The organism is Priestia sp. MDV22-iso46 (assembly GCF_058629175.1).
The window spans coordinates 275,883-296,086 of the sequence record NZ_JBZVWT010000003.1 but is presented as its reverse complement, the minus strand read 5'-3'; the positions used below and the strand labels follow the sequence as shown (position 1 = coordinate 296,086).

General features: G+C 37.6%; 26 protein-coding genes. 11 read left to right on the top strand and 15 right to left on the bottom strand.

Annotated elements, in window-relative coordinates:
• Positions 1-6: 6 nt before the first annotated feature.
• Together AC4NPH_RS18780 and AC4NPH_RS18775 are read right to left on the bottom strand one after the other, a co-directional pair.
• Positions 7-1,170 carry a glycosyltransferase family 2 protein gene (locus AC4NPH_RS18780; protein WP_491938846.1) on the bottom strand — a complete coding sequence of 388 codons (1,164 nt, stop codon included), beginning with the start codon at positions 1,168-1,170 and terminating at the stop codon, positions 7-9.
• A 409-nt stretch (positions 1,171-1,579) separates the two neighbouring features.
• Positions 1,580-1,822 carry a spore germination protein gene (locus AC4NPH_RS18775; protein ID WP_029323136.1) on the bottom strand — a complete coding sequence of 81 codons (243 nt, stop codon included), beginning with the start codon at positions 1,820-1,822 and terminating at the stop codon, positions 1,580-1,582.
• Between the two features lie 220 nt (positions 1,823-2,042).
• Here AC4NPH_RS18775 and AC4NPH_RS18770 point away from each other — a divergent pair, with 220 nt between their 5' ends.
• From AC4NPH_RS18770 to AC4NPH_RS18760, 3 genes are all read left to right on the top strand, one after another.
• The gene (locus AC4NPH_RS18770) at positions 2,043-2,360 is read left to right on the top strand and encodes a winged helix-turn-helix transcriptional regulator (protein WP_013058076.1); all 318 of its coding nucleotides are present in this window, start codon (positions 2,043-2,045) and stop codon (positions 2,358-2,360) included.
• Positions 2,361-2,400: 40 nt separating this feature from the next.
• Positions 2,401-3,036, top strand: a complete 636-nt coding sequence (locus tag AC4NPH_RS18765) for an FMN-dependent NADH-azoreductase (protein WP_013058077.1) — start codon at positions 2,401-2,403, stop codon at positions 3,034-3,036.
• Between the two features lie 485 nt (positions 3,037-3,521).
• A complete protein-coding gene (locus AC4NPH_RS18760; protein ID WP_013058078.1) occupies positions 3,522-4,157 on the top strand; it encodes an FMN-dependent NADH-azoreductase in 636 nt (211 codons plus the stop codon).
• 59 nt (positions 4,158-4,216) lie between these two features.
• Here AC4NPH_RS18760 and AC4NPH_RS18755 read toward each other — a convergent pair whose 3' ends face one another.
• Positions 4,217-4,756: a GNAT family N-acetyltransferase gene (locus AC4NPH_RS18755; protein WP_098196750.1), complete on the bottom strand. Its 540-nt coding sequence runs from the start codon at positions 4,754-4,756 to the stop codon at positions 4,217-4,219.
• Positions 4,757-4,954: 198 nt separating this feature from the next.
• Here AC4NPH_RS18755 and AC4NPH_RS18750 point away from each other — a divergent pair, with 198 nt between their 5' ends.
• From AC4NPH_RS18750 to AC4NPH_RS18735, 4 genes are all read left to right on the top strand, one after another.
• The gene (locus AC4NPH_RS18750; RefSeq protein ID WP_029323142.1) at positions 4,955-5,164 is read left to right on the top strand and encodes a hypothetical protein; all 210 of its coding nucleotides are present in this window, start codon (positions 4,955-4,957) and stop codon (positions 5,162-5,164) included.
• Positions 5,165-5,168: 4 nt separating this feature from the next.
• Entirely contained in the window at positions 5,169-5,693 is a 525-nt protein-coding gene (locus AC4NPH_RS18745) for a hypothetical protein (protein WP_098196751.1), read from the top strand.
• A 177-nt stretch (positions 5,694-5,870) separates the two neighbouring features.
• Positions 5,871-6,764, top strand: a complete 894-nt coding sequence (locus AC4NPH_RS18740; RefSeq protein WP_098196752.1) for a tyrosinase family protein — start codon at positions 5,871-5,873, stop codon at positions 6,762-6,764.
• 221 nt (positions 6,765-6,985) lie between these two features.
• Positions 6,986-7,255 carry a YjcZ family sporulation protein gene (locus tag AC4NPH_RS18735; RefSeq protein WP_029323149.1) on the top strand — a complete coding sequence of 90 codons (270 nt, stop codon included), beginning with the start codon at positions 6,986-6,988 and terminating at the stop codon, positions 7,253-7,255.
• 69 nt (positions 7,256-7,324) lie between these two features.
• Here AC4NPH_RS18735 and AC4NPH_RS18730 read toward each other — a convergent pair whose 3' ends face one another.
• From AC4NPH_RS18730 to AC4NPH_RS18710, 5 genes are all read right to left on the bottom strand, one after another.
• Positions 7,325-8,302, bottom strand: coding sequence for a ring-cleaving dioxygenase (locus AC4NPH_RS18730; protein WP_075421114.1), 978 nt, complete (start codon positions 8,300-8,302; stop codon positions 7,325-7,327).
• Positions 8,303-8,512: 210 nt separating this feature from the next.
• Positions 8,513-9,136 carry an FMN-binding negative transcriptional regulator gene (locus AC4NPH_RS18725; protein WP_098196753.1) on the bottom strand — a complete coding sequence of 208 codons (624 nt, stop codon included), beginning with the start codon at positions 9,134-9,136 and terminating at the stop codon, positions 8,513-8,515.
• A gap of 274 nt (positions 9,137-9,410) precedes the next feature.
• Complete coding sequence (locus AC4NPH_RS18720; protein ID WP_013058086.1) at positions 9,411-9,788, bottom strand: hypothetical protein; 378 nt, start codon at positions 9,786-9,788, stop codon at positions 9,411-9,413.
• Positions 9,789-9,811: 23 nt separating this feature from the next.
• Complete coding sequence (locus AC4NPH_RS18715) at positions 9,812-9,961, bottom strand: glycine zipper domain-containing protein (protein WP_160203617.1); 150 nt, start codon at positions 9,959-9,961, stop codon at positions 9,812-9,814.
• Positions 9,962-10,064: 103 nt separating this feature from the next.
• Positions 10,065-10,292 carry a hypothetical protein gene (locus tag AC4NPH_RS18710; protein WP_063672158.1) on the bottom strand — a complete coding sequence of 76 codons (228 nt, stop codon included), beginning with the start codon at positions 10,290-10,292 and terminating at the stop codon, positions 10,065-10,067.
• 268 nt (positions 10,293-10,560) lie between these two features.
• Between AC4NPH_RS18710 and AC4NPH_RS18705 the strand changes: the two genes are divergently transcribed.
• Positions 10,561-11,127, top strand: a complete 567-nt coding sequence (locus tag AC4NPH_RS18705; protein ID WP_053487524.1) for a CBO0543 family protein — start codon at positions 10,561-10,563, stop codon at positions 11,125-11,127.
• A gap of 218 nt (positions 11,128-11,345) precedes the next feature.
• Here the strand turns inward: AC4NPH_RS18705 and phaZ are convergent, their stop codons facing one another.
• The 3 genes from phaZ to AC4NPH_RS18690 form a co-directional block, all read right to left on the bottom strand.
• Positions 11,346-12,242 (bottom strand): intracellular short-chain-length polyhydroxyalkanoate depolymerase, encoded by an 897-nt coding sequence (gene phaZ, locus AC4NPH_RS18700; RefSeq protein WP_013058088.1) that lies wholly within the window; start codon positions 12,240-12,242, stop codon positions 11,346-11,348.
• 207 nt (positions 12,243-12,449) lie between these two features.
• The gene (locus AC4NPH_RS18695; protein ID WP_013058089.1) at positions 12,450-12,641 is read right to left on the bottom strand and encodes a hypothetical protein; all 192 of its coding nucleotides are present in this window, start codon (positions 12,639-12,641) and stop codon (positions 12,450-12,452) included.
• A gap of 89 nt (positions 12,642-12,730) precedes the next feature.
• Positions 12,731-13,261, bottom strand: a complete 531-nt coding sequence (locus AC4NPH_RS18690; protein ID WP_013058090.1) for an ECF transporter S component — start codon at positions 13,259-13,261, stop codon at positions 12,731-12,733.
• A 422-nt stretch (positions 13,262-13,683) separates the two neighbouring features.
• Between AC4NPH_RS18690 and AC4NPH_RS18685 the strand changes: the two genes are divergently transcribed.
• Positions 13,684-14,187: a YehS family protein gene (locus AC4NPH_RS18685; protein WP_491938845.1), complete on the top strand. Its 504-nt coding sequence runs from the start codon at positions 13,684-13,686 to the stop codon at positions 14,185-14,187.
• 1 nt (position 14,188) lies between these two features.
• Positions 14,189-14,896, top strand: a complete 708-nt coding sequence (locus AC4NPH_RS18680) for a M48 family metallopeptidase (RefSeq protein ID WP_013058092.1) — start codon at positions 14,189-14,191, stop codon at positions 14,894-14,896.
• Positions 14,897-14,951: 55 nt separating this feature from the next.
• Here the strand turns inward: AC4NPH_RS18680 and fbp are convergent, their stop codons facing one another.
• Both fbp and AC4NPH_RS18670 read right to left on the bottom strand, forming a co-directional pair.
• Complete coding sequence (fbp, locus tag AC4NPH_RS18675) at positions 14,952-16,880, bottom strand: fructose-1,6-bisphosphatase (RefSeq protein ID WP_013058093.1); 1,929 nt, start codon at positions 16,878-16,880, stop codon at positions 14,952-14,954.
• Positions 16,881-17,733: 853 nt separating this feature from the next.
• Positions 17,734-18,609 carry a YitT family protein gene (locus tag AC4NPH_RS18670; protein WP_013058095.1) on the bottom strand — a complete coding sequence of 292 codons (876 nt, stop codon included), beginning with the start codon at positions 18,607-18,609 and terminating at the stop codon, positions 17,734-17,736.
• Positions 18,610-18,899: 290 nt separating this feature from the next.
• Here AC4NPH_RS18670 and AC4NPH_RS18665 point away from each other — a divergent pair, with 290 nt between their 5' ends.
• Positions 18,900-19,100 (top strand): cold-shock protein, encoded by a 201-nt coding sequence (locus AC4NPH_RS18665; protein WP_013058096.1) that lies wholly within the window; start codon positions 18,900-18,902, stop codon positions 19,098-19,100.
• Between the two features lie 183 nt (positions 19,101-19,283).
• Here the strand turns inward: AC4NPH_RS18665 and AC4NPH_RS18660 are convergent, their stop codons facing one another.
• Positions 19,284-19,454 carry a hypothetical protein gene (locus AC4NPH_RS18660; protein WP_013058097.1) on the bottom strand — a complete coding sequence of 57 codons (171 nt, stop codon included), beginning with the start codon at positions 19,452-19,454 and terminating at the stop codon, positions 19,284-19,286.
• Between the two features lie 322 nt (positions 19,455-19,776).
• On the bottom strand, positions 19,777-19,980 hold the full coding sequence (locus AC4NPH_RS18655) for a cold-shock protein (RefSeq protein ID WP_013056405.1): 204 nt from the start codon (positions 19,978-19,980) through the stop codon (positions 19,777-19,779).
• Positions 19,981-20,204 lie beyond the last annotated feature (224 nt).

Below are 20,204 nucleotides of genomic sequence, written 5' to 3'. Positions count from 1 at the left end.
TAATTACTAAAGGTAATAGATTTGTTCAAAAGAACTCGCCAAGTAGTCAAATCCGCGGGGGCGCAGCGTTTCAAGCTGCTGATGAATTTTTATTCTTTCTTCCGAGCCTGGAGGAAGTTCATATAGTTTCGTCACAGGCTGTCCATTATTTAAATACTCAATAATTCTAAAAAGCATGACGTGAAAAGCATGTGTAAGTTCATTGTATTCGTCAGGAAAACGCTTCTTCAGCTCTTTATATTCAACTAGTGTTTGGTGCATATGCATAAACGGAAGCTCTTTCCATTCAAGAGATAGAATAAGAACGTCTATATTGGGATGTTTTTTAACAAAACGATAGTGATTGCCCCATTGCTCTTTCACTTTCCGCTTCGATATCCCATGTTCCTGATGATAGGCAACCGTAGAGGGATCTAAAACAAACTGCACCCCATTTTTATACAATCTATATCCAAGCTCCCAGTCTTCTGCCCCGTAGCCAACAAACGTTTCATCAAAAAGACCGGATTTTTTTAAGTTCGCTTTTCTTACTGATACATTTCCACTTAAAAATGCAATATAAGGTAGTGTAAATCCTTCAAGTCGCTCTCCGAAATGTTTTAGCCCGCTGTTAAGGAAATAACGATTAGGAAATGATACACGTTGAAAACGGTTTGTATTAATATCTTCTTTTGTTACAAGAGGACAAGGAACATTTGAATGCTGCTGCGTCTGTTCATAGTTTTCATACAATCTTCTATACTCAGGATCCCTGCTGACTAGTTCTTTCAAGTGAGCCACTTGATCTTCATTATAGTCTGGCATAATAAACGTGTAGACTCCCTCATAATGCATGGCACCGGTAACCACGAGATTTGATTCATGCACATGATGTTTATAGTGATTTTCAATAAAAGCAGGAGGCGCTAGCATTTCTCCATCTAAAAAGATTAAAAGATTTCCTTCAGCATGATTAATTCCTATATTACGTACTGAGGAACGCCCTTTATTTTGTTTCATACCGATATACTTAAATTTGAACGGGACATCAGCTTCTTTAAAAATGTTGGGCGTATTATCGGAAGAAGCGTCATCCACTAAAATGACTTCATACTCAGCTTGAGGAAACGTTTGTTTTGATAAACCGTAAAGCGAAAGAGAGGTTTGATAATATTTATTATAAGTGGGCATAACGATGCTAACTTTAATAGGGTGTTTGTGATTATTTTTTATACTCATTTTATATAATGGATTATCTACTTTATCCCTTTTATTTTTAGACTCTTTTAAGGGTTTAAGATTCTTTTCTTTTTAATATAGTATTTTCCATCAGAACGGTTGTAATAGGAATCATACAAGTCTATTTTAATCATCCTTTTTTGTTTTTCCTCTATATACTATTCAATAAATGACCGGGTGCTTGTACAATATATAATTTTTTTTAGAAAAGGCGTATATAACAGATTCGCTCTATCATTATAATTAGAACGAACATTTACATTCGCTTATCATTAGTAAATAGACGGTATCCTACTATACAACAACATTAAAAAACAGCTTATAACTTTGCTTGTTATAAGCCGCTTTATCTCTATGATTTCTATTGCTGATTTCCATATACCCCGTCAATATTCGCAACAGCCGTTTGATCAAATATATCTGCATCCATATTTGTGTTTTTCATTCGCGCACAAGCAGCTGAAATGTCTCCATAGGTTGAGTTGATTCCAACAGATTTAACATCCGCTGTGTGTCCGTTGTGAAGAACTTCTCCAAAATTCATCGATCCGTTCCTCGCCATACCATTAATTCTTGTGTTACAGATGTTAATAACTCCTGCCATGGCCATACCACCTTTTCTTAAAATGAATTCGTACATCGTATGCTGTAACAAGCCTATGTGTGAAAGATTTTCAAAAAGTGAAAAGCAAGGTACAAATACTAGTGAAATTATTCATTTCACCCTGCTTCACCCAAAGTTTCCACATGTTTTTATGCTTTTTCTGTTACAATAAATGCATAAGTTATTTTTCATCCATATTGTTTGAAGGAGGATACGTAATATGGACGAACCAAAAGATATTCAACCTAAAGTAGAAAAAAGTTTCGAACTGATTGGCAAGAAGTGGACAGGATTAATCATTTATGTACTTATGAGCGGTCCTAAACGCTTTAGTGAATTAAATGAAAGTATACCAGCCTTAAGCAGAAGGCTTTTGACAGAACGGATTAAAGAGCTTGAAGACCACGGCATCGTTGTCCGAAATGTTATTCCCGACCGCCCTATTCGTTCTGAATATTCGCTGACTCAAAAAGGAACAGAGCTAGGCAAAATATTAGGGCCGATTAGCCAGTGGGCAGAAAGCTGGGTCCAAGATTAATGTCAGTTACTAAAATTACTCCGTAGAAAGGATGAGCATCATGGCAAATGTTCTCTATATTACTGCACACCCTTTAGCTGAAGACGAATCGCTTAGCATGGCTGTGGGGAAAGAATTTATCGACGTGTATAAGCAAACACATCCAGAAGATGATGTGGTTCATTTAGATTTATATCAAGCAGATATTCCATACTTAGATGCAGACGTATTTAATGGATGGAAAAAGCTTCGTTCTCACTCTTCCATTCAGGATTTATCAACGGATGAACGATTAAAAGTGGGACGATTAGCCGAACTAGGCGGACAGTTCGTACTCGCTGACAAATATATTTTTGTCACGCCAATGTGGAATTTTTCGGTTCCTGCGATTATGAAAACGTACATTGATGCGATCACCGTGTCAGGTAAAACCTTTACATATACAAAAGAAGGCGCTCAGGGATTGCTTAAAGGAAAAAAAGCGATACACATTCAATCCCGCGGAGACGTGTATTCAGAAGGCCCTGAAATGGCAAGAGAAATGGGTCATCGCTATTTAGAAATTATGATGGATTTCTTTGGCATTGAAGCGTTTGAAAGCATTATTATTGAAGGACAAGTAAAATTCCCGGATCAAATTCCGCAAATTAAAGAAAAAGCATTCCAAAAAGCCCATTCAATGGCCAAAACATTTTAAATTCAATAGAAACGAAAAAGACCTCGAAGCAGATCGAGGTCTTTTTCTTTACTCTTCCCTCCCTTATATTTCCCTTGAAATAATGATCACCTTCCTGCTCGGTTTGCACTGAAAATAGGTTTAAAGGAAAGATGAAACGCCGTTATTTTTTGTTACTATTCATAACGTAGGTTATGTAAATATATGTTTTTCTTTTTTCTTTTTTAAATTATTCACCTTCAAAAAAAGATATTTATTTTCAAATCATAACATTTAAAATCGTACTGTAAGACGTGTAAATCCTTTTTTTAAAAGGGTTTACGCATAAAAACAGAAAATATGTTATCAGCAAGAAAAGTTTTAAACATGATAAAACCAAATAAAAAACCTTTGACTAAATTTGTTACGTAAGTTACTATTAATAACGTAGTAGATGTTTTCGAACACATTATCTTTAATTCATGAAACAACATTTATATATTGAAGACAGAAAGGTGAAAAGAATTATGGCAAAAGTATTATATATTACAGCAAACCCTAACGATGCTACGCAATCATTCAGTATGGCTGCGGGAGACGCATTCATTAACGAGTATAAAGAAGTAAACCCAACGGATGAGATTGTTCATGTTAATTTATATCAAGAACATATCCCTCACATCGACGGCGATGTATTCAGCGGATGGGGTAAACTTGGAAGCGGCGCAGAATTTGACGCGCTTACTCCTGAAGAACAGCGCAAAGTTGCTCGCTTAAACGAGTTAAGTGACCAATTTGCTCAAGCAGACAAATATGTATTTGTTACACCAATGTGGAACTTCTCATTCCCACCAGTGATGAAAGCATACTTAGATGCTGTAGCAGTAGCTGGAAAATCATTTAAATATACAGCAGAAGGTTCTGTAGGTCTATTAACAGATAAAAAAGCGTATCATATTCAAGCAAACGGCGGTATCTACTCTCGCGGCCCTGCTGGTGAACTAGAAATGGGTCACCGATATATGCGCATTATGATGAACTTCTTCGGGGTTCCTTCTATTGGAAGCCTATTTGTAGAAGGACAGGCTGCAATGCCAGATAAAGCACAAGAAATTAAAGAAGACGGCATTGCTCGCGCTAAAGAAGCTGCACGTACGTTCTAACAAAAAATGTAAGCAAAAAAAGGAACATCTCCTCATGTTCCTTTTTTTTATGCTCACAATTATATCTTGGCTTCCCCGCGCAGTAGCGAATAAACATATGTATCAAACGGGATGCCGTTTTGGAACATGTACTCTCTTAGCATCCCTTCCTTTTTAAATCCTAATTTGCTCAACAAGGCGATAGATCCACTATTTTGTGTAAATACAATCGCTCCTATGCGATTGTATTGAAGTTCGTTGAAGCCATGAGAAATCGCTTCATGAACGGCTTCTGTTGCGTATCCTTTGTTCCAATACTCTGGAAAAAGAGCATAGCTTACGTTTACTTTCTTATGCTCAGAAGACCACTCTTGAAACCCTATTGTTCCAATCAGCTTTTCTTTTCCTTTTAGCTGAATCCCCCATTTAATCAATTGCTTTTCTTCGTAGCCTTTGGAAAAACCCTTAATGATCTCCTTCACTTGGTTGATCGATTCTAAAGGTTTTTGCCCGTAATAGCGCAGCACCTCTTCATCAGAAAAGCATTCTAAAATCTCACCGGCATCATCTTCTACAATTTTTCTTAATATCAGCCGTTTTGTCTCTAATTCCGGAAACATTTTCTTCCCTCTTTTCTGCCCAGCTTATCTACCTACGGTAAACCATACTATTCTCCTCTCAACTAGCAATATCCTGCTAAAACCTCACCCGGGAGGACTCATTTCCTATCCAAATAGTCGATTTACAGCGGAGATAGTGGTATTTTATATAGTAGGCATAAGTTGCTTTTTATCAACACAGAGGCGGTGAACGCAGAAATGAACCAAGATAAAGAATTGCTGTCCACGATACACGCTCTTCAAAAAGAGCTGCAGCAAGAAAAAGAAAACCGTGCGTATATGCAAAAAGATATGGACGAACTAAGAAGCGCTTTATTACAATCAGAACAAGTAAAACAAAACTTAATTGATCAGCTAGAAAAGAAAGTCGATTTGATTTTAACGTTGATTCAAAAAGGAGACACATAAAGAAATGGATTTTTTTAAAAACAGCAAAATACTATACACTATTGTAGCACTTGTTATTGCTCTCATCGCTGTATTTACCAACAATTCGCCCATTTCCCTCATTCAGCAGCATGAAAATTCAAGCAGCACATCGAGTAGCACATCGAGTAGCACATCGGACACTACATCAAGCAACCAATGCTCTGCAGAGACTCAAAGCGACAGGTTATTTACCGGCAAAGAACTTGTCTTACAAGAAGGAAATGATAAATACGGATATTGCCACATTGTCGCGCATATGCAAAAACCAGGCGTTGACAATTACCAAGGTAAAAGCCAATTCAGCAAGTATTTAAATGAAAAACAAGCGATGTCTGTTGCTGAAGAAGTCATCAACGAAGGTGACGACGGCACCAACAATAAATCTGGCAACTACGTTAAAGAAAAGTATATTAGTTCCTTAAACCAAGAAGTTAGAGTTGTGTATACTGACTACAGAGGCAAAGACTACGACTACAGCGTAACGACCATGTATCCAATTGGTCATTAATAATAATGCAGTGAATAAAAGCAGGCGCATGCCTGCTTTTATTATTTTACCTCTATTTATGATTTACACCTTTAAAAAAGTCTCTGTAAATTTACAGTAGCACTCTTACCTCTTGGACATATTCTAAATATAAAAAAGAAACAGCCCCTTGCTTCTTTTTTAGAAAGAGGTTAAAAAATGAGTAACAAGTACAGAGTTAGAAAAAACTTATTACGGCTTACCGACACGGAAAAAAGAGATTTTGTTCGTACCGTGCTAATACTAAAGGAAAAAGGGATATATGACCGCTATATAGCCTGGCATGGTGCAGCAGGTAAATTTCATACTCCTCCGGGCAGCGATCGAAATGCAGCACATATGAGTTCTGCTTTTTTGCCGTGGCATCGTGAATACCTTTTACGATTCGAACGTGACCTTCAATCAATCAATCCAGAAGTAACCCTTCCTTATTGGGAATGGGAAACGGACGCACAGCTGCAGGATCCCTCACAGTCACAAATTTGGAGTGCAGATTTTATGGGAGGAAACGGAAATCCAAAAAAAGATTTTATCGTCGATACCGGGCCATTTGCAGCTGGGCGCTGGACGACGATCGATGAACAAGGAAATCCTTCTGGAGGGCTAAAACGTAATTTTGGAGCAACTAAAGAGGCACCTACATTGCCTACTCGAGATGATGTGCTCGATGCTTTAAAAATAACTCAATATGACACGCCGCCTTGGGATATGACCAGCCAAAACAGCTTTCGTAATCAGCTTGAAGGATTTATTAACGGGCCACAGCTTCACAATCGCGTACACCGTTGGGTTGGCGGACAGATGGGCGTTGTCCCTACTGCTCCGAATGATCCTGTCTTCTTTTTACACCACGCAAATGTGGATCGTATTTGGGCTGTATGGCAAATTGTTCATCGCAATCAAAACTATCAGCCGATGAAAAACGGGCCATTTGGTCAAAACTTTAGAGATCCGATGTATCCTTGGAATACAACCCCTGAAGACGTTATGAACCATCGAAAGCTTGGGTACGTATACGATATAGAATTAAGAAAATCAAAACGTTCATCATAACCCGTTCTAGAAACAGCGGTATGCAATCAAAATCAGGTAAACCCCTTCCCTTCTGACATAACTTATAAGGCCGCAAGCATCGTAAAACTCACTGCTTCATTTCCATTCACCATAAAATATAGTTAATCAACCATAATTGGGCTGTGAATAAGCTTCATATGAGGACCTTGGAACATATGAATAAGTTATCAAAGCTTTATAAATGAAGGGAAGATATCAAAATGCATAATAACGTAAACGCACCTTTTAGTTCTAATGAAAATATGCCGTTCTCACCTGCTATGGCTCACCACGGCTATACAGCTCCTGCTTATGATCATATGATTCCACACTGCGGATATTCAATGCCTGACTATGGATATGTGGTTCCTGAATGTGGATATGGCGTTCCTCACCATGGATGTAATGGTTTCGCCATTATCATCGTACTGTTTATTTTACTCATTATTATTGGTGCATGTGGTTGCGGTTTCTGGCACGATGAGTGTTAACCTAAAAAACTCCAGTATTAATACTGGAGTTTTTTAATGTCTTAATAGGCGGCAGGCACCTTAAGAATTCTATAGCGTTTCGTCCAAATCTAGCGGTCTCAGCTTCTCTTCGATTTCTTTGCGCTTAGGCTCTAAAAATGGCGGCAGCGCTAATGTTTGGCCCATCGTTTCAAGCGGTTCATCGGTCGCAAATCCAGGTGTGTCCGTTGATAATTCAAATAAAATGCCGTTTGGTTCTCTGAAATAAAGTGCTTTAAAATAGTATCGTTCTACTTTACCGGAATTCGGCAGACTGTTTTCATTTAATCGACTTGCCCACTTATTGTATTCTTCTTCATTTGGAACACGGAATGCAACGTGATGAACGCCACCGCGCCCTAAGCGAACTTTCGGCAAATCGGGTCTCGTTTCAATATGAACTTCGGCTCCGCTTCCGCCTTTACCTGTTGCATAAACCAAAATATCTCTATGATCTCCTGCAAGAGATGGATAAGAACCCACGTAGCGAAATCCCATAATATTTGTCAGTACGTCAACAGTTGGTTCTGCCGTACCCACCGTTAGCGTGACCGGTCCTAAGCCGATAATCGCATGTTCTAACGGAATGTCTTCGCGCTTCCACGGCACGCCTGCTCTTACCCCTTTTTCACCGTTGTCCGCAACAAGAAGCAAACGTGTCCCTTCATAATCTTTAAATGCTAACGTATCACGATTAGCTCGTTTAGCTATTTCTTCATATTCCACTCCGTACTGCTCGAAGCGCTCTTTCCAAAAGTGTAAAGAATCCGTACTTTTAACGCGAAGCGAAACAGTCGAAATGTCAGATGCACCTTGATGCGTTCTTGCAAGCCCCGGAATATCAAAAAACGTTACTTCCGTTCCTGGCGTCCCTTCTCCATCTGCATAAAACAAGTGGTAAGACTGAGTGTTATCTTGATTAACCGTTTTTTTTACTAATCGCATGCCTAAAACTTTGGTGAAAAACTGATAGTTTTTCTCAGCTTTCCCCGTCAAAATAGATACATGATGCAACCCTAACAATTCCATCTGCTCCGCCTCTTTTCATAATATATAAATTTTTTAACTTCCACTAAAATTATCTTTAATTTAATTATCTTTAATTAAAGATAATTTTAAAGGATATACAGCTGTTTGTCAATAACAAGAAAATGTTGTGAACATAAAAAAGAAACTAAACACATAGTTAGTTTCTCTTTATCTTCCCTTTAACAAACTGCTGATCTTTTCCAACAGCGGTTACTTCTTAAGCACGCGCTGCACATTTTGCTTCATCAGCTCCGCAATTTTTGTTTCATTTTCACGAGATGTCTGCTCTAATTTTTCTATGACTAACTGCTGTCTTTCGACTGAATGATTTTGACTTATCTTTTGTTTACCTTCCATTTTGCTGATGTCGATTTTAAACCCAATGATTCCTTTGCTTAAACCATTCATATAAGCAGGATCAACGTCATTTAGTGTATATGTACTGTTCGGGCTTTCATATTTCTCCACCATCTTTCTCAGCAGCCCAAGCAGTTCTGTTGGTTCTTCAATCATTTTCATGGTTCCATACACGTGAACAGCTTCATAATTCCATGTTGGTACAGCTTGATTCGTTTCATACCAAGAAGGTGAAATATAACAGTGAGGCCCTTGAAACACAACCAAAATTTCTTGATTTTCAGCATCTTTCCACTGCTGATTCGGACGAGCAAAATGTCCGTATAAAGCTTTTTCTTTCCGGTTTAACATCAGGGGCAAATGAGTAGCATAAGGCTTTTCATTATGATACGAAAACAAAGTGGCGAATCCATTGTCTTCAATAAATTCATACATTATTTGTTCCTCATTCACTTTAAAATACTTTGGAATATACATCGGCGCTTCTCCTTTATCTCTTATTTAGTAAAAGATATAATACTATACGTGTTTGCAACAGCGTCAGTTATGAACTTTTTATGGAGGTCAGCAAACATTTAACCATTTATGAATCGATTTTTTAAGAAGCTTATGCTACACTGTTGCGATGTAAACCGCTGCTTTTTTATATGTATTTATTTAGCACATGATGCAATTAGATACCCGTTGGTTAAATAAAGCTTCAGAAACTCAAAAAAAGAAGAGCTTGTTTAAAACAGCTTCTTTCTCACGTTTATCTATACAATTGAGGATTTTTTTCTCGTTTGATAGGTCCGCCTTTGGCTATATGCCACTCAATGACGCGGTCGGTCAAACGATCGTATACGTCGTCTTCTAAATACGGATCTTCTGCCGAAGTGAGCAAGGTGTGAACATCGGCTTTTATTTCGGCTAACATAGCTGTGCTGAATACGTCCGGATCATTCAATACGTCTAGTATATATAACACCAGCATCTCAAATCCGCCGTCCCAATTGGCATTTCCGTTGCCTTGAGCTTCACAGCGAAGCTTTTCAATGGCCCGGATGACTTCTCCTTCTACGATATCCGACTGCCCATTTCTCGGGACATAGTTTAACCATAGTTCTTTTGCTTCGTCAAAATACTTCATTCTGAACTCCTTCTTTCAAAACTTTATTCCTTTTTATTCCTTTGGTTCATTGCCGTTCCAATAGCAATGCCGAACCCAATATTATCCATAAGCATACCGAGAGAAGCCCCCATCGCAACGCCCATCCCTAACCCCATTCCTAGATAATCTGTCTTTTTCTTTTCTTCAGACAAAAAACCACTCCTTTTCTCTACTATTTTATTGATACCTTTTATACGTAAAAACTGCGCAAAAGTTTCATAAAAATGGAAAAAAAGCAGTCGCTGTAACTGCTTTTTAAATGATGAGCTGATAAACGGCCTCTCCGAGCAGCAAGACCGACGTAAGCATGCAGATCACTCCAAATACATACATCGATTTACGTACAAACCGCTCAAACGATACGCCAAAGCATCCTTTAGCTATCCAATACATGGGGATAAGGAGACCTTTAATCCGAACCCGCTTCATTGATTCATCGGATAATGACCGAGATAAAGAAAGAATCATTAAACCAACCATCATACACAAAACTGCTATCACTATGTTTAAAATATGACTATTTATACTCTCCCTTATTTTTCCTTTTTTGTAGCTACTATTTTAGCATAGCGGAAAGCCGAGGAGTGCCTATAAAAGAATGAAATACTACATACTTTACACTTAATGTATCAAAAGCATAATCTCTCCTCAGAAAGTTACGAACATCTTAATAGGAAAAGGTATCCAAAACTTAAGAAAAGGGCATTTTAAAAGTAACGAAATTTTGCTTACTTAAAAAGGATGGATTACATTGACACCAAACCAACAGGAATATCTTAAAAAAATACATAGCATACAAGAAAATCTAGCCAAAACGTGGGCTGAATATTGGCAGCACTACTCCACTCCAAGTTCTTGGCAGTTTTGGGTTACCTTGGGCGCTTTCATTTTACCTTTAGTCATTCTCTATTTTTTAATTGACCGAAAAAAAGCCTTTCACTTAGGGTTTTATGGATTTAACGTGCACGTTTGGTTTCACTATATTGACACCGCTGGAGTTTATAACGGGCTGTGGACGTATCCTTACCAAATCAACACAATCATACCCGTAAGCTTTAGCCTAGATGCTTCGCTTATTCCTGTCTCTTTTATGCTTCTTTATCAGTGGACAATTAACCATCATAAAAATTACTATGTATATGCAACTGCTCTTTGTTTGTTTTTTGCTTTTATTTTCAAACCGCTATTAACAGGGATTGGCTTTTTCCAGCTGCATGAATGGGCTACTTACGGTCATTTATTTGTATTTTATCTGGCTGTGATACTGCTATCAAAATGGATTACCAATCTGTTTCTTTATTTTGAAAAACAACATTAAATATAATAAGTCCACTCAATAAAAAAACGTAAGCCTTTTTGAAAAGACCTTACGTTTTTTGTGATTGTTTTATTTACTAGCTGTCTGCTTCCTCAGAAGGTAACAGGCTTTGTTCATCTCAAAGCATTTTGCAGGCAGCTCATTTTGCTTGTGTGGATTTAGAACATGCTGCATCTAGCAATAATAAAACTTCTGTTAACAGCGAAAATCTCACTTTTTTAAGCCCTGCTTAAATTAGTGTTGTATAAGTCCATTAAACTGCTTAAATCATCTAACAACGGACAGTGACCTACACCTTTCATAATTTTTAACGTCGCATTTTCCCCTATGCCTTTCGCGATGTCAGATGCATCTCTTGTCGAAACCATCTTATCTTCGTCTCCTTGAATAACCATAGTCGGAATCGTGATTTTTCCCACCTCTCCTGTCCCTTCCACAACACCATTAAAATCGTTTGAAATATTAAATCTCATGAGTGCGTAATTGATATCGATTAAGTTGCGCTGCTTGATCGTTTCTTCTAAATATTTTTCAAATTGATCAGCAGACGGCTTATTTTTTGTATATAAAAATTGACGCAGCATCATTTTTAAAAACCATGTGTTTTTTGTTTCTTTCGCGTTTTCTACCATTCTAAATGCTTCTTTTACTTCTTCTTTGGTTTGTATAAAGTTGTTAGGAATAGGCAGTTCTAGAAACGTTCTTCTTGGAATCGGATAGCCTTTGATATTGACGGAGCTTAATAAAATTAATTTTTTAGCATCATTCGGATGATCAATCACATATTGCATAGCAACTGCTCCTCCTAATGACCACCCGCTTATTGTAAAAGCAGACAACTTTAAAGCATCTGCAAACAGTTTGACATCATCTGATAAGTCTTTGATTGTGTGAATAGGTGTATGATAAGTGGAGTCTCCAAATCCTCTTAAGTCGATCGCATAAGCTGTGATATGTTCTGGAAGTTCGTTCATTAACACATCCCAGTTAAGGGAAGAATTCATGTTTCCGTGAATTAACAAAAGTACCTCTTTTCCGCCCTTTTTCATTCGGTAATTTACTGTTTCTCCATTTGATAATTCTACTTTTGCTTGTTCTAAAGCAGATACGGTCATCGCTATTTTCCTCTTTTCTTATATAATTAGAACGATCGCTAGCATTTATTTTTCAATACCCTATTTATCAAGATTTAAGCAGTTAGAAAGAAGTTGTGCAAAACCCAAAATAATTCTATGTCATTCTATTTGCTAAAAAAGACAGCCAAATACGCGATTTGGCTGCCTTTTTATAATGAAGAAATATACGAATGAGCAACAAGGCCATTACTTTTTCGGTGCGTCTAATGCTTGATAGGCAAGCTGATATTTCCCACCTTCAGCTACTTCTGCATGGTACAGAGCTTTAAGAGCAAAGTTTTTTTCAAGGCTGTGCTCTTTCATCAGTCCGTTCAGCTTACCTTGCAGTTCCTGATTGTCTTTAATGAGCTGCTTCATCTGTGATTTTAAATATTTCATGGTGTTTTCCGCTCCTTTCACTTGATGAATATCTATCAAGTATATCACTTAAGGATGAGATAATGGTAAAACGACTTACGATTGAGCGATTAAATCTGTACCGCTCTGTTCTTTAAGCGTCCTACAAGCGGAACGACGATAATACCGGCGATAACAACTTGCATCACATTTCCTGGTATAGAGCCAAGCGGAACGATCCAGTTATGATAAAGAATCACTTCAGCAAAATAGTAGCCTACGATTTTTACAATCAGCGCAGCAACAACTGCCAGTGTGTTCACAAGTGCTCTTTTACCAGGTGCTTTTTCTGAGATAAGACCTGCTAAAAAGCCCATTGCACCTACGATAATAAACGTAAACGGCGCCCATGCTGTCCAGCCGGAGATGAGGTCGAATAAACCCATTCCAAAAGCCCCGGCGATGGCTCCTGTCTTTTTGCCGTAAAGAAAGGCTGCTATAAAAAGAGGAACGTTGCCTAAATGGATGAGGCCTCCGTTACCCATAATTGGAAGCTTGATGTTGATAAACATTGTCGCTACAAACGTCAGTGCGATAAAAAGCGCATGCATGGATAAAGCTTTGATTTTGGTTGATTCTCTTGGTGAGTATGTTGAATTCATTTGTTGACCTCTTTCTTTTTTTACTACTATCATACTCCTAATTACATACTTAATAAATACGTAAAACTATTTATTTAGTAAGATATATCATTCTAGCAGTACACAGGGATCTGCCAACTTCAAAAATTGTCCTAAACGTTCTTAAAAAAAGAAAGCTGCCTCTGCTTCCTTTAGCAGACTGCGGCGCCTAATTTTTGTTATGGTAAAGAGTCTCTTCGGGCATAATATGAGCAAATCGTTCTTTTTCAAGAGTTGACGAAGGCTGATAAATATGAGAAGTTATATGTTTGTAGAAATGAATGGAATAACTTAGAATTCCAGCGGAACCTGTTACTATAATTGTACTGATATTAACCAAGTCCGTTCAGATTGTGGCAGTCATGATTTTTACATACAGCAAGCAAGTTATAGGAGGAGCAAGAATGGATAATAACGATATTTTAATTAGATTACGATATGCCTTGGATTTAAAAAATACAGAAATGGTAGAGATCTTTAATCTTGGCGGAGTAGAGGTAACAAAAGAAGACGTATTAAAGATCCTTACGAGAACACCGGACGAAGAAGACGAGGATGCAGTTCATGCGGACGAACACATCTCGTGCAGTAACGGTATGTTAGATTCTTTTTTAAACGGTTTTATTACCTTTAAAAGAGGAAAACAAGACCCTAAACCAGGGCAAGCACCGCCAGCGCCGGTTCAGAGCAATCAAAATATGTACAACGTCTTATTAAAGAAAGTAAAAATTGCTTTGTCCCTAACCAGTGAAGAGATGTTAGAAGTATTCGACGACGGTGGAATACGCGTATCTAAAGCAGAATTAGGTGCTTTATTACGAAAAAAAGGCCACAAAAATTACAAACCGTGCAAAGAGAATTTTGCTCGAAAATTCCTAAGAGGCTTAACCGTACAATATAGAGGATAAAATGATACACACTTTTTCAAATCAGAGTATCCATTACGAAATACGATATAAAAACCGAAGTTCTTTTGCGATTAAAGTAGACGGATACGGAACGGTCGAAGTTCTTGCTCCTAAAGGAACGTCTACTGAACAAGTATGTATGTTATTAGAGAACAACTGGGCATTGATTCAGCAAAAAATAAACGAAATGAAAGATAGAACGCATGGACCAAAGAAAAAAGTCTATGAACACGGAGAACGCTTTTTGTATGTAGGAAAAAACTATCCGATACAGATTCATCACGATTCGACCATTACAAAGGATTCTGTATTGTTTGAAGCGAACACGCTTCAGATTTATGTCAATCAGCACGACGATGAAGCGATAAAACAAGCGCTCAAACGCTTTTACTATCAACAATGTAAAGCGTTAGTAACCAAGAGTATCTCCTCCTATCAAAAACATTTTAAAACAAAGCCGCGCTCCATTTCGATTTCCGATAGCAAAAAAGCGTGGGGCACGTGTGATTCTAAGCGTCAGCTAACCTTTAACTGGCGGCTGGCAATGGCACCGCAGCACGTCATTGATTACGTAGTCGTTCATGAAATGTGCCACATGGTTCACATGAATCACGACCGATCCTTTTGGCGTCTTGTCGGGAAAATCATGCCCGATTATCGTGAACAAGAGAACTGGCTGGAAATGTCGAGCTGGGAAATGACGGTATAGTACCGCTAAACAAAAAAGAGCAGAAGCCCCAGGGGCATACTGCTCTTTTTTATCTTTAACTATAGCGATATTTTCTTAAATCTTTTAAAATAGAAATTTCTTTTAACAATTCTTCTCCGACGTTTGTTTCTAAAACCATTTTTCTTTCTAGTTCTTTATCAACCAATCGCTTTACGGATAAGACGTCCGTTCCTTCTAATAAAATCTCTTCTTTTGAATTGAAGTGTTTGTGAGCGACTAGCTGCATGCCGTAAGAATTATATAATAAAGTGTAGCCAGCAATTCCTGTTGTGGACTGATACGCTTTTGAAAAACCGCCGTCAATGACAATCATCTTTCCATTTGCTTTGACCGGGTTTTCTCCTTCAATTTCTTTGACTGGCGTATGACCATTAATAATATGACCATGATCAGGATTTAGATTAAATTCTTCCAGGATGTTTCGGCAGACTTCCTCATTTTCCCGTAAGTAATAATACGGATTCTTCTTCTCTTTATGCGTTGTTTTATCACTGATAAAATATCTTTCAAACGTGGTCATTGCACGTTTCCCAAAGAGTGATGAATATTCTCCTGTCCATAGGTACCAGACCATATCTGTTGCCAAATCATCCGTTTCTTCAGGATGTGCAAAAGCCTCTTGTAAATAATGTTCAAACACATCAAGCAAGTTGCGGCCTGCATACGTTTTATCTTCAATCGTCATTTTTTCCATGTTTCCTTCTTCATCTAAAGGAATGCAGCCGTGTATTAATAAGTTTCCGTTGTATTTCAAATAAAGGTTGCCTTTTTTCATAAGAAACTTCATATGTCTCGCCAGCTTTTCCGAATGCTGCACAGAAAGCAGCAGTCTTTCCATTACCTGCTCTTCTTCTTCTAATAGCTGATCAGGCTGCGCCGGATTAACCGTTGCAAAGCAGCTGTTTTCTAGCGGATACGTGTTTCCGTATATCGTAATTTCATTTTTATCATAATCAATTTTTTCAAGCAACAGCCTTTCCGACATATTAAAGAAAGGACGTCTTTTTATAATCGGACTTTCAAGCTTGAATTGAATCATCGCAATGGCCTGATGAATTTTCGTAATTTGTAGTCGCTCGTGATCGGATAGTTTGTCACTCGAGCTTACTTTTGGTCTAAAAGCAGGATTATCATCATAGTATTTCTCCGCCAGGTTAAGCAACGGTCTCAAGTTAATGCCATATACATCTTCAATAATATCTAGATTGTCGTATCTTGCGCAGATACGAATAATATTGGCAAGACACACTTTCGAACCCGCAAAAGCGCCTAGCCATAGCACATCGTGATTTCCCCACTGAATATCAACGGAGTGATAGTTAATCAGCGTATCCATAATTTTATCCGGTTCAGGTCCACGGTCATAAATATCCCCTACTACGTGCAGATGGTCAACAACCAACCTTTGTGTTGTATAAGCAAGGCCTACGATAAGCTTATCAGCCTGTCCTAAAGAGATAATCTGCTGAACAATCTTCGTGTAGTACTGCTCTTTATTTGTAAATTCATCCGTTTTATATAGCAGTTCTTCAATAATGTACACAAATTGATTTGGCAATGCTTTACGCAGTTTAGAACGCGTGTATTTAGAAGAAGCGTACGAAATAAGATTAAGCATACGATCAATGATTTCTGTATACCATTGATAGAGTTCCTTTTTGTTTCGAAACTGTGCTTTGATCAACGGTAATTTTTCTTCAGGGTAATAGACTAATGTCGCAAATTCATTGATTTCTTTGTCAGATAATACGTTTTTAAAAAGATCTTTAATTTTCTCTTTTACATTCCCCGAACCGTTTCGCAGCACGTGCTGAAAGGCTTGATACTCGCCGTGTAAATCGCTGACAAAATGCTCGGTCCCTTTTGGCAGATGAAGAATAGCTTCAAGGTTAATAATTTCGGTTACCACTTTTTCTTCCGTATCATACTTTTGTGCAAGTAAATCTAGATATTTTGTGTTCAAAACTATGTATCCCCTTTCAACGTTCACCATTTAGTATAATCACCGTCATAACCCTGTAAGATAAATTGTGATTATAATGTTACGCACCTCTTATTTAACTCTTTTCTCTCCATGCCTCACCTCTTTATTTTAACCTATTTTACGTATAGGTAAAATGGTATAAAGTCTATTTGTCCATAAAGATTAACCGGCCTTTTCCGCTTAAAGATGAAAACTAAGTGATAACATAAAAAAACCTGCTGACTGAGATCAGCAGGTTCGATACATATGAAAGAAGCGTACATAATCAAGAAAGTTTACTCCGACCTCTATACAATAGCAGATTTTTTCTTCCCCCGCTGTGAGAAAACGCACAGCGCCGAGTCCTTGGTGATGGTACGATAAAGATGACCTTTCTGAGACAGGAAAAGTCATCCTTTGTATTATATAAGAACCATCATTCTGTTGAATCTCTGTTCTTTTATGTTCAGAGATTTTTTCTGTTTATTCATTAACAAAGAAGGAAATCATATGTGGCTTTTACTAGTAGCAATTGCTTCTATTATAATATGGAATGCTGTATCACAAAAAATGCTCAAATCTTCAAAGAAGAAAAACAAAGGAAAAATCCTCACATTAATGTCTGCAGGTACCCTATCTACTTTAATTCTGACCGCTTCACTTTTTCAAAGTATCACGTTTTAAAAACCTCCGCTGAGAAAGTTAGCTATATAACAGGCGGCTTGTGGCAAATGGATTTTATGATACGAAAAAGCAGCCGATGTAAAACATCACGCTGCTTTTCTTATCTCTACACCCCCGCCTAAAAGTGGATTATTGTAGAGTGTTCGTACAAATGTAGTGATTTATGAACTTAATGAATATTATTCTTTCTGAAATTGCCGCCTTTAACTTCCGCTACGTCATATACCGTAACAAAAGCCGTCGGGTCAATTTCGTTGATAATTTCTTTCATTTTGCTTTCTTCCAAGCGGTTGATTACGCATGTGATTTCCTTAAATTTCTCATGAGAATAACCGCCGTAAGCTTCTTTGTATGTAGCGCTTCGACCTAAACGATCACGTATTGTCTCTACCATTAACGCAGGCTGAGAAGTAATAATCTGGAAGGTTTTCGATCCGCTTAGCCCTACTTCTACGATGTGAATAACTTTGGATGCAATAAAGTATGCAATTGCAGAAAGAATCGCGCCTTGCAGACCAAATACTAATGAAACGAAAATAAATACAAATGCATTTAAGAACAAAATAAGATCACTTGTTCCAAACGGCAGTTTTCGAGAAAGCAGCACGGCCAGCATATCGATGCCATCTAAGGCCCCGCCGTTACGAAGTGCAATTCCCATTCCAAACCCAAGGATAATACCGCCAACAACGGTTACGAGTAGTGTATCTCCTTCAATAATTGCTGGAGTGTGATGCATGAGGCTAGTGCCGACAGCTAATGAGACAATTCCGAGGATGGAAAATATGGCAAAGCTTTTCCCAATTTGTTGATATCCTAACCATACAAAAGGAATGTTGATAACGGCGATGAGAACCCCAAGTGGCAAGCCAAATAGGTTTGAAGCGACGATGCTAATGCCTGTTACCCCTCCATCTGAAACATGGTTTGGAATTAAGACAGTTTCTAAGCCGTAAGCTGCAATAATTCCTCCGATAATGACCATTAATGCTCGGAAAGCAATTTTTAGCCGCTTAGGCCTGTGATGTTTTTTAGTTGTGTTCATATAATTCCTCACTTTTAAATGTTTTTTACTATTTAAGTGTACCACAAACATTCTCTTTATTTGAACTGAGGAGGCTTACGTATCGTTTTTTAGCTCACATAGTGCAAACATAGCTAAAAGAGAAATTCTAGCTGTACAGACTCTATCCTTGCAATAAGTCCCTATTTCTGTTAAGTTTAAGAAGAATTATTTTTGTTCGGTAAAGATTGATAAGTTAAATAACTTTCGTCTGTAGATTTGGGCAAGGATAGTAACACAATGTGTGCGTGTCACACTAGGAGGCAACAATTATGGAACAAGGTAAAGTAAAATGGTTTAACGCAGAAAAAGGTTTTGGATTCATCGAACGCGAAAACGGAGACGATGTATTTGTACATTTCTCAGCAATCCAAAGCGAAGGCTTCAAATCTTTAGACGAAGGTCAAGCAGTTACATTTGACGTAGAACAAGGTCAACGCGGCCCTCAAGCTTCTAACGTTCAAAAAGCTTAATCCATCATAAATATAAAAAGACAGACTCCATGGAGTCTGTCTTTTTCATTTCCTTGAAAATGTCATAATAAAACCCTATCCACTGAGGAATAGGGCTTATTAATACAAAAATAGTAATCGGTAATACAAATGGTAAATTCAGTATAGCACAGTATAGACAAAATCCAAACTATAAATCAATATTTATTCATGTTTCATTAATTCTTCTTCAAAGAAAAACGTACTTGGATATTTATCCACTGTATAAGAGTATCTTTTCATATTTTTTACATAATGGCTTTTTAAGATGATTACTCTTTCATTAGATGCTTTTATATTTACAATTTCTCCATTAGAAAATAAGCTTATACTCATATTCCTCATCCTCTCTCGTATCAAAAATAATCAAATTTTTAACTTTATTTATCGGGAAATATAATGTGCATCTCTCAAGGCTAATCCAGCGAAGGTTAGTTATTTTTGATACCTTCAGGCGTATATGTACTCCTAAAGCATACAGTTCTATAACCATAAGGGGGTTTTTTCTATTTTTTTGCGACACGAGATTTTACATATAGGTAACTCTTCTTTAATAGCATTCTGTCTCCAATGTCTTTACTTATTTTTTAAGTAATCTTTTTAAATTATTAAAATCCAAAGCAAAAAGACCCCTATGTGGAGTCTTTTTTAGTTTTAATTATGCTACTTTATGAACGTTAGCAGCTTGTGCTCCACGTTGGCCTTGTTCGATATCAAACGTCACTTTTTGACCTTCTTCTAGCGATTTAAAGCCTTCACCTTGAATAGAGCTGAAATGTACGAATACATCGTCTCCGCCTTCAATTTCGATAAAGCCGAAGCCTTTGTCTGCATTAAACCATTTCACTGTACCTTGTTCCATAATAGTGCCTCCTGGTGTGGAATACTCCACGCTTGTATTACTACCCTTGTCCAACCATACTATCTTAAGATAAAAAATTCTATGGAAGAGATTTCTCTTCTCTCAATCTTATACCGAACAAAAATAATTAACTTAATCGTAACATACAGAATCAAAGATAGCAAATACAGGGAATGGGATAAATTATTGAATGATAAAAAGAGCCTTCTCTATGCTATACAAGG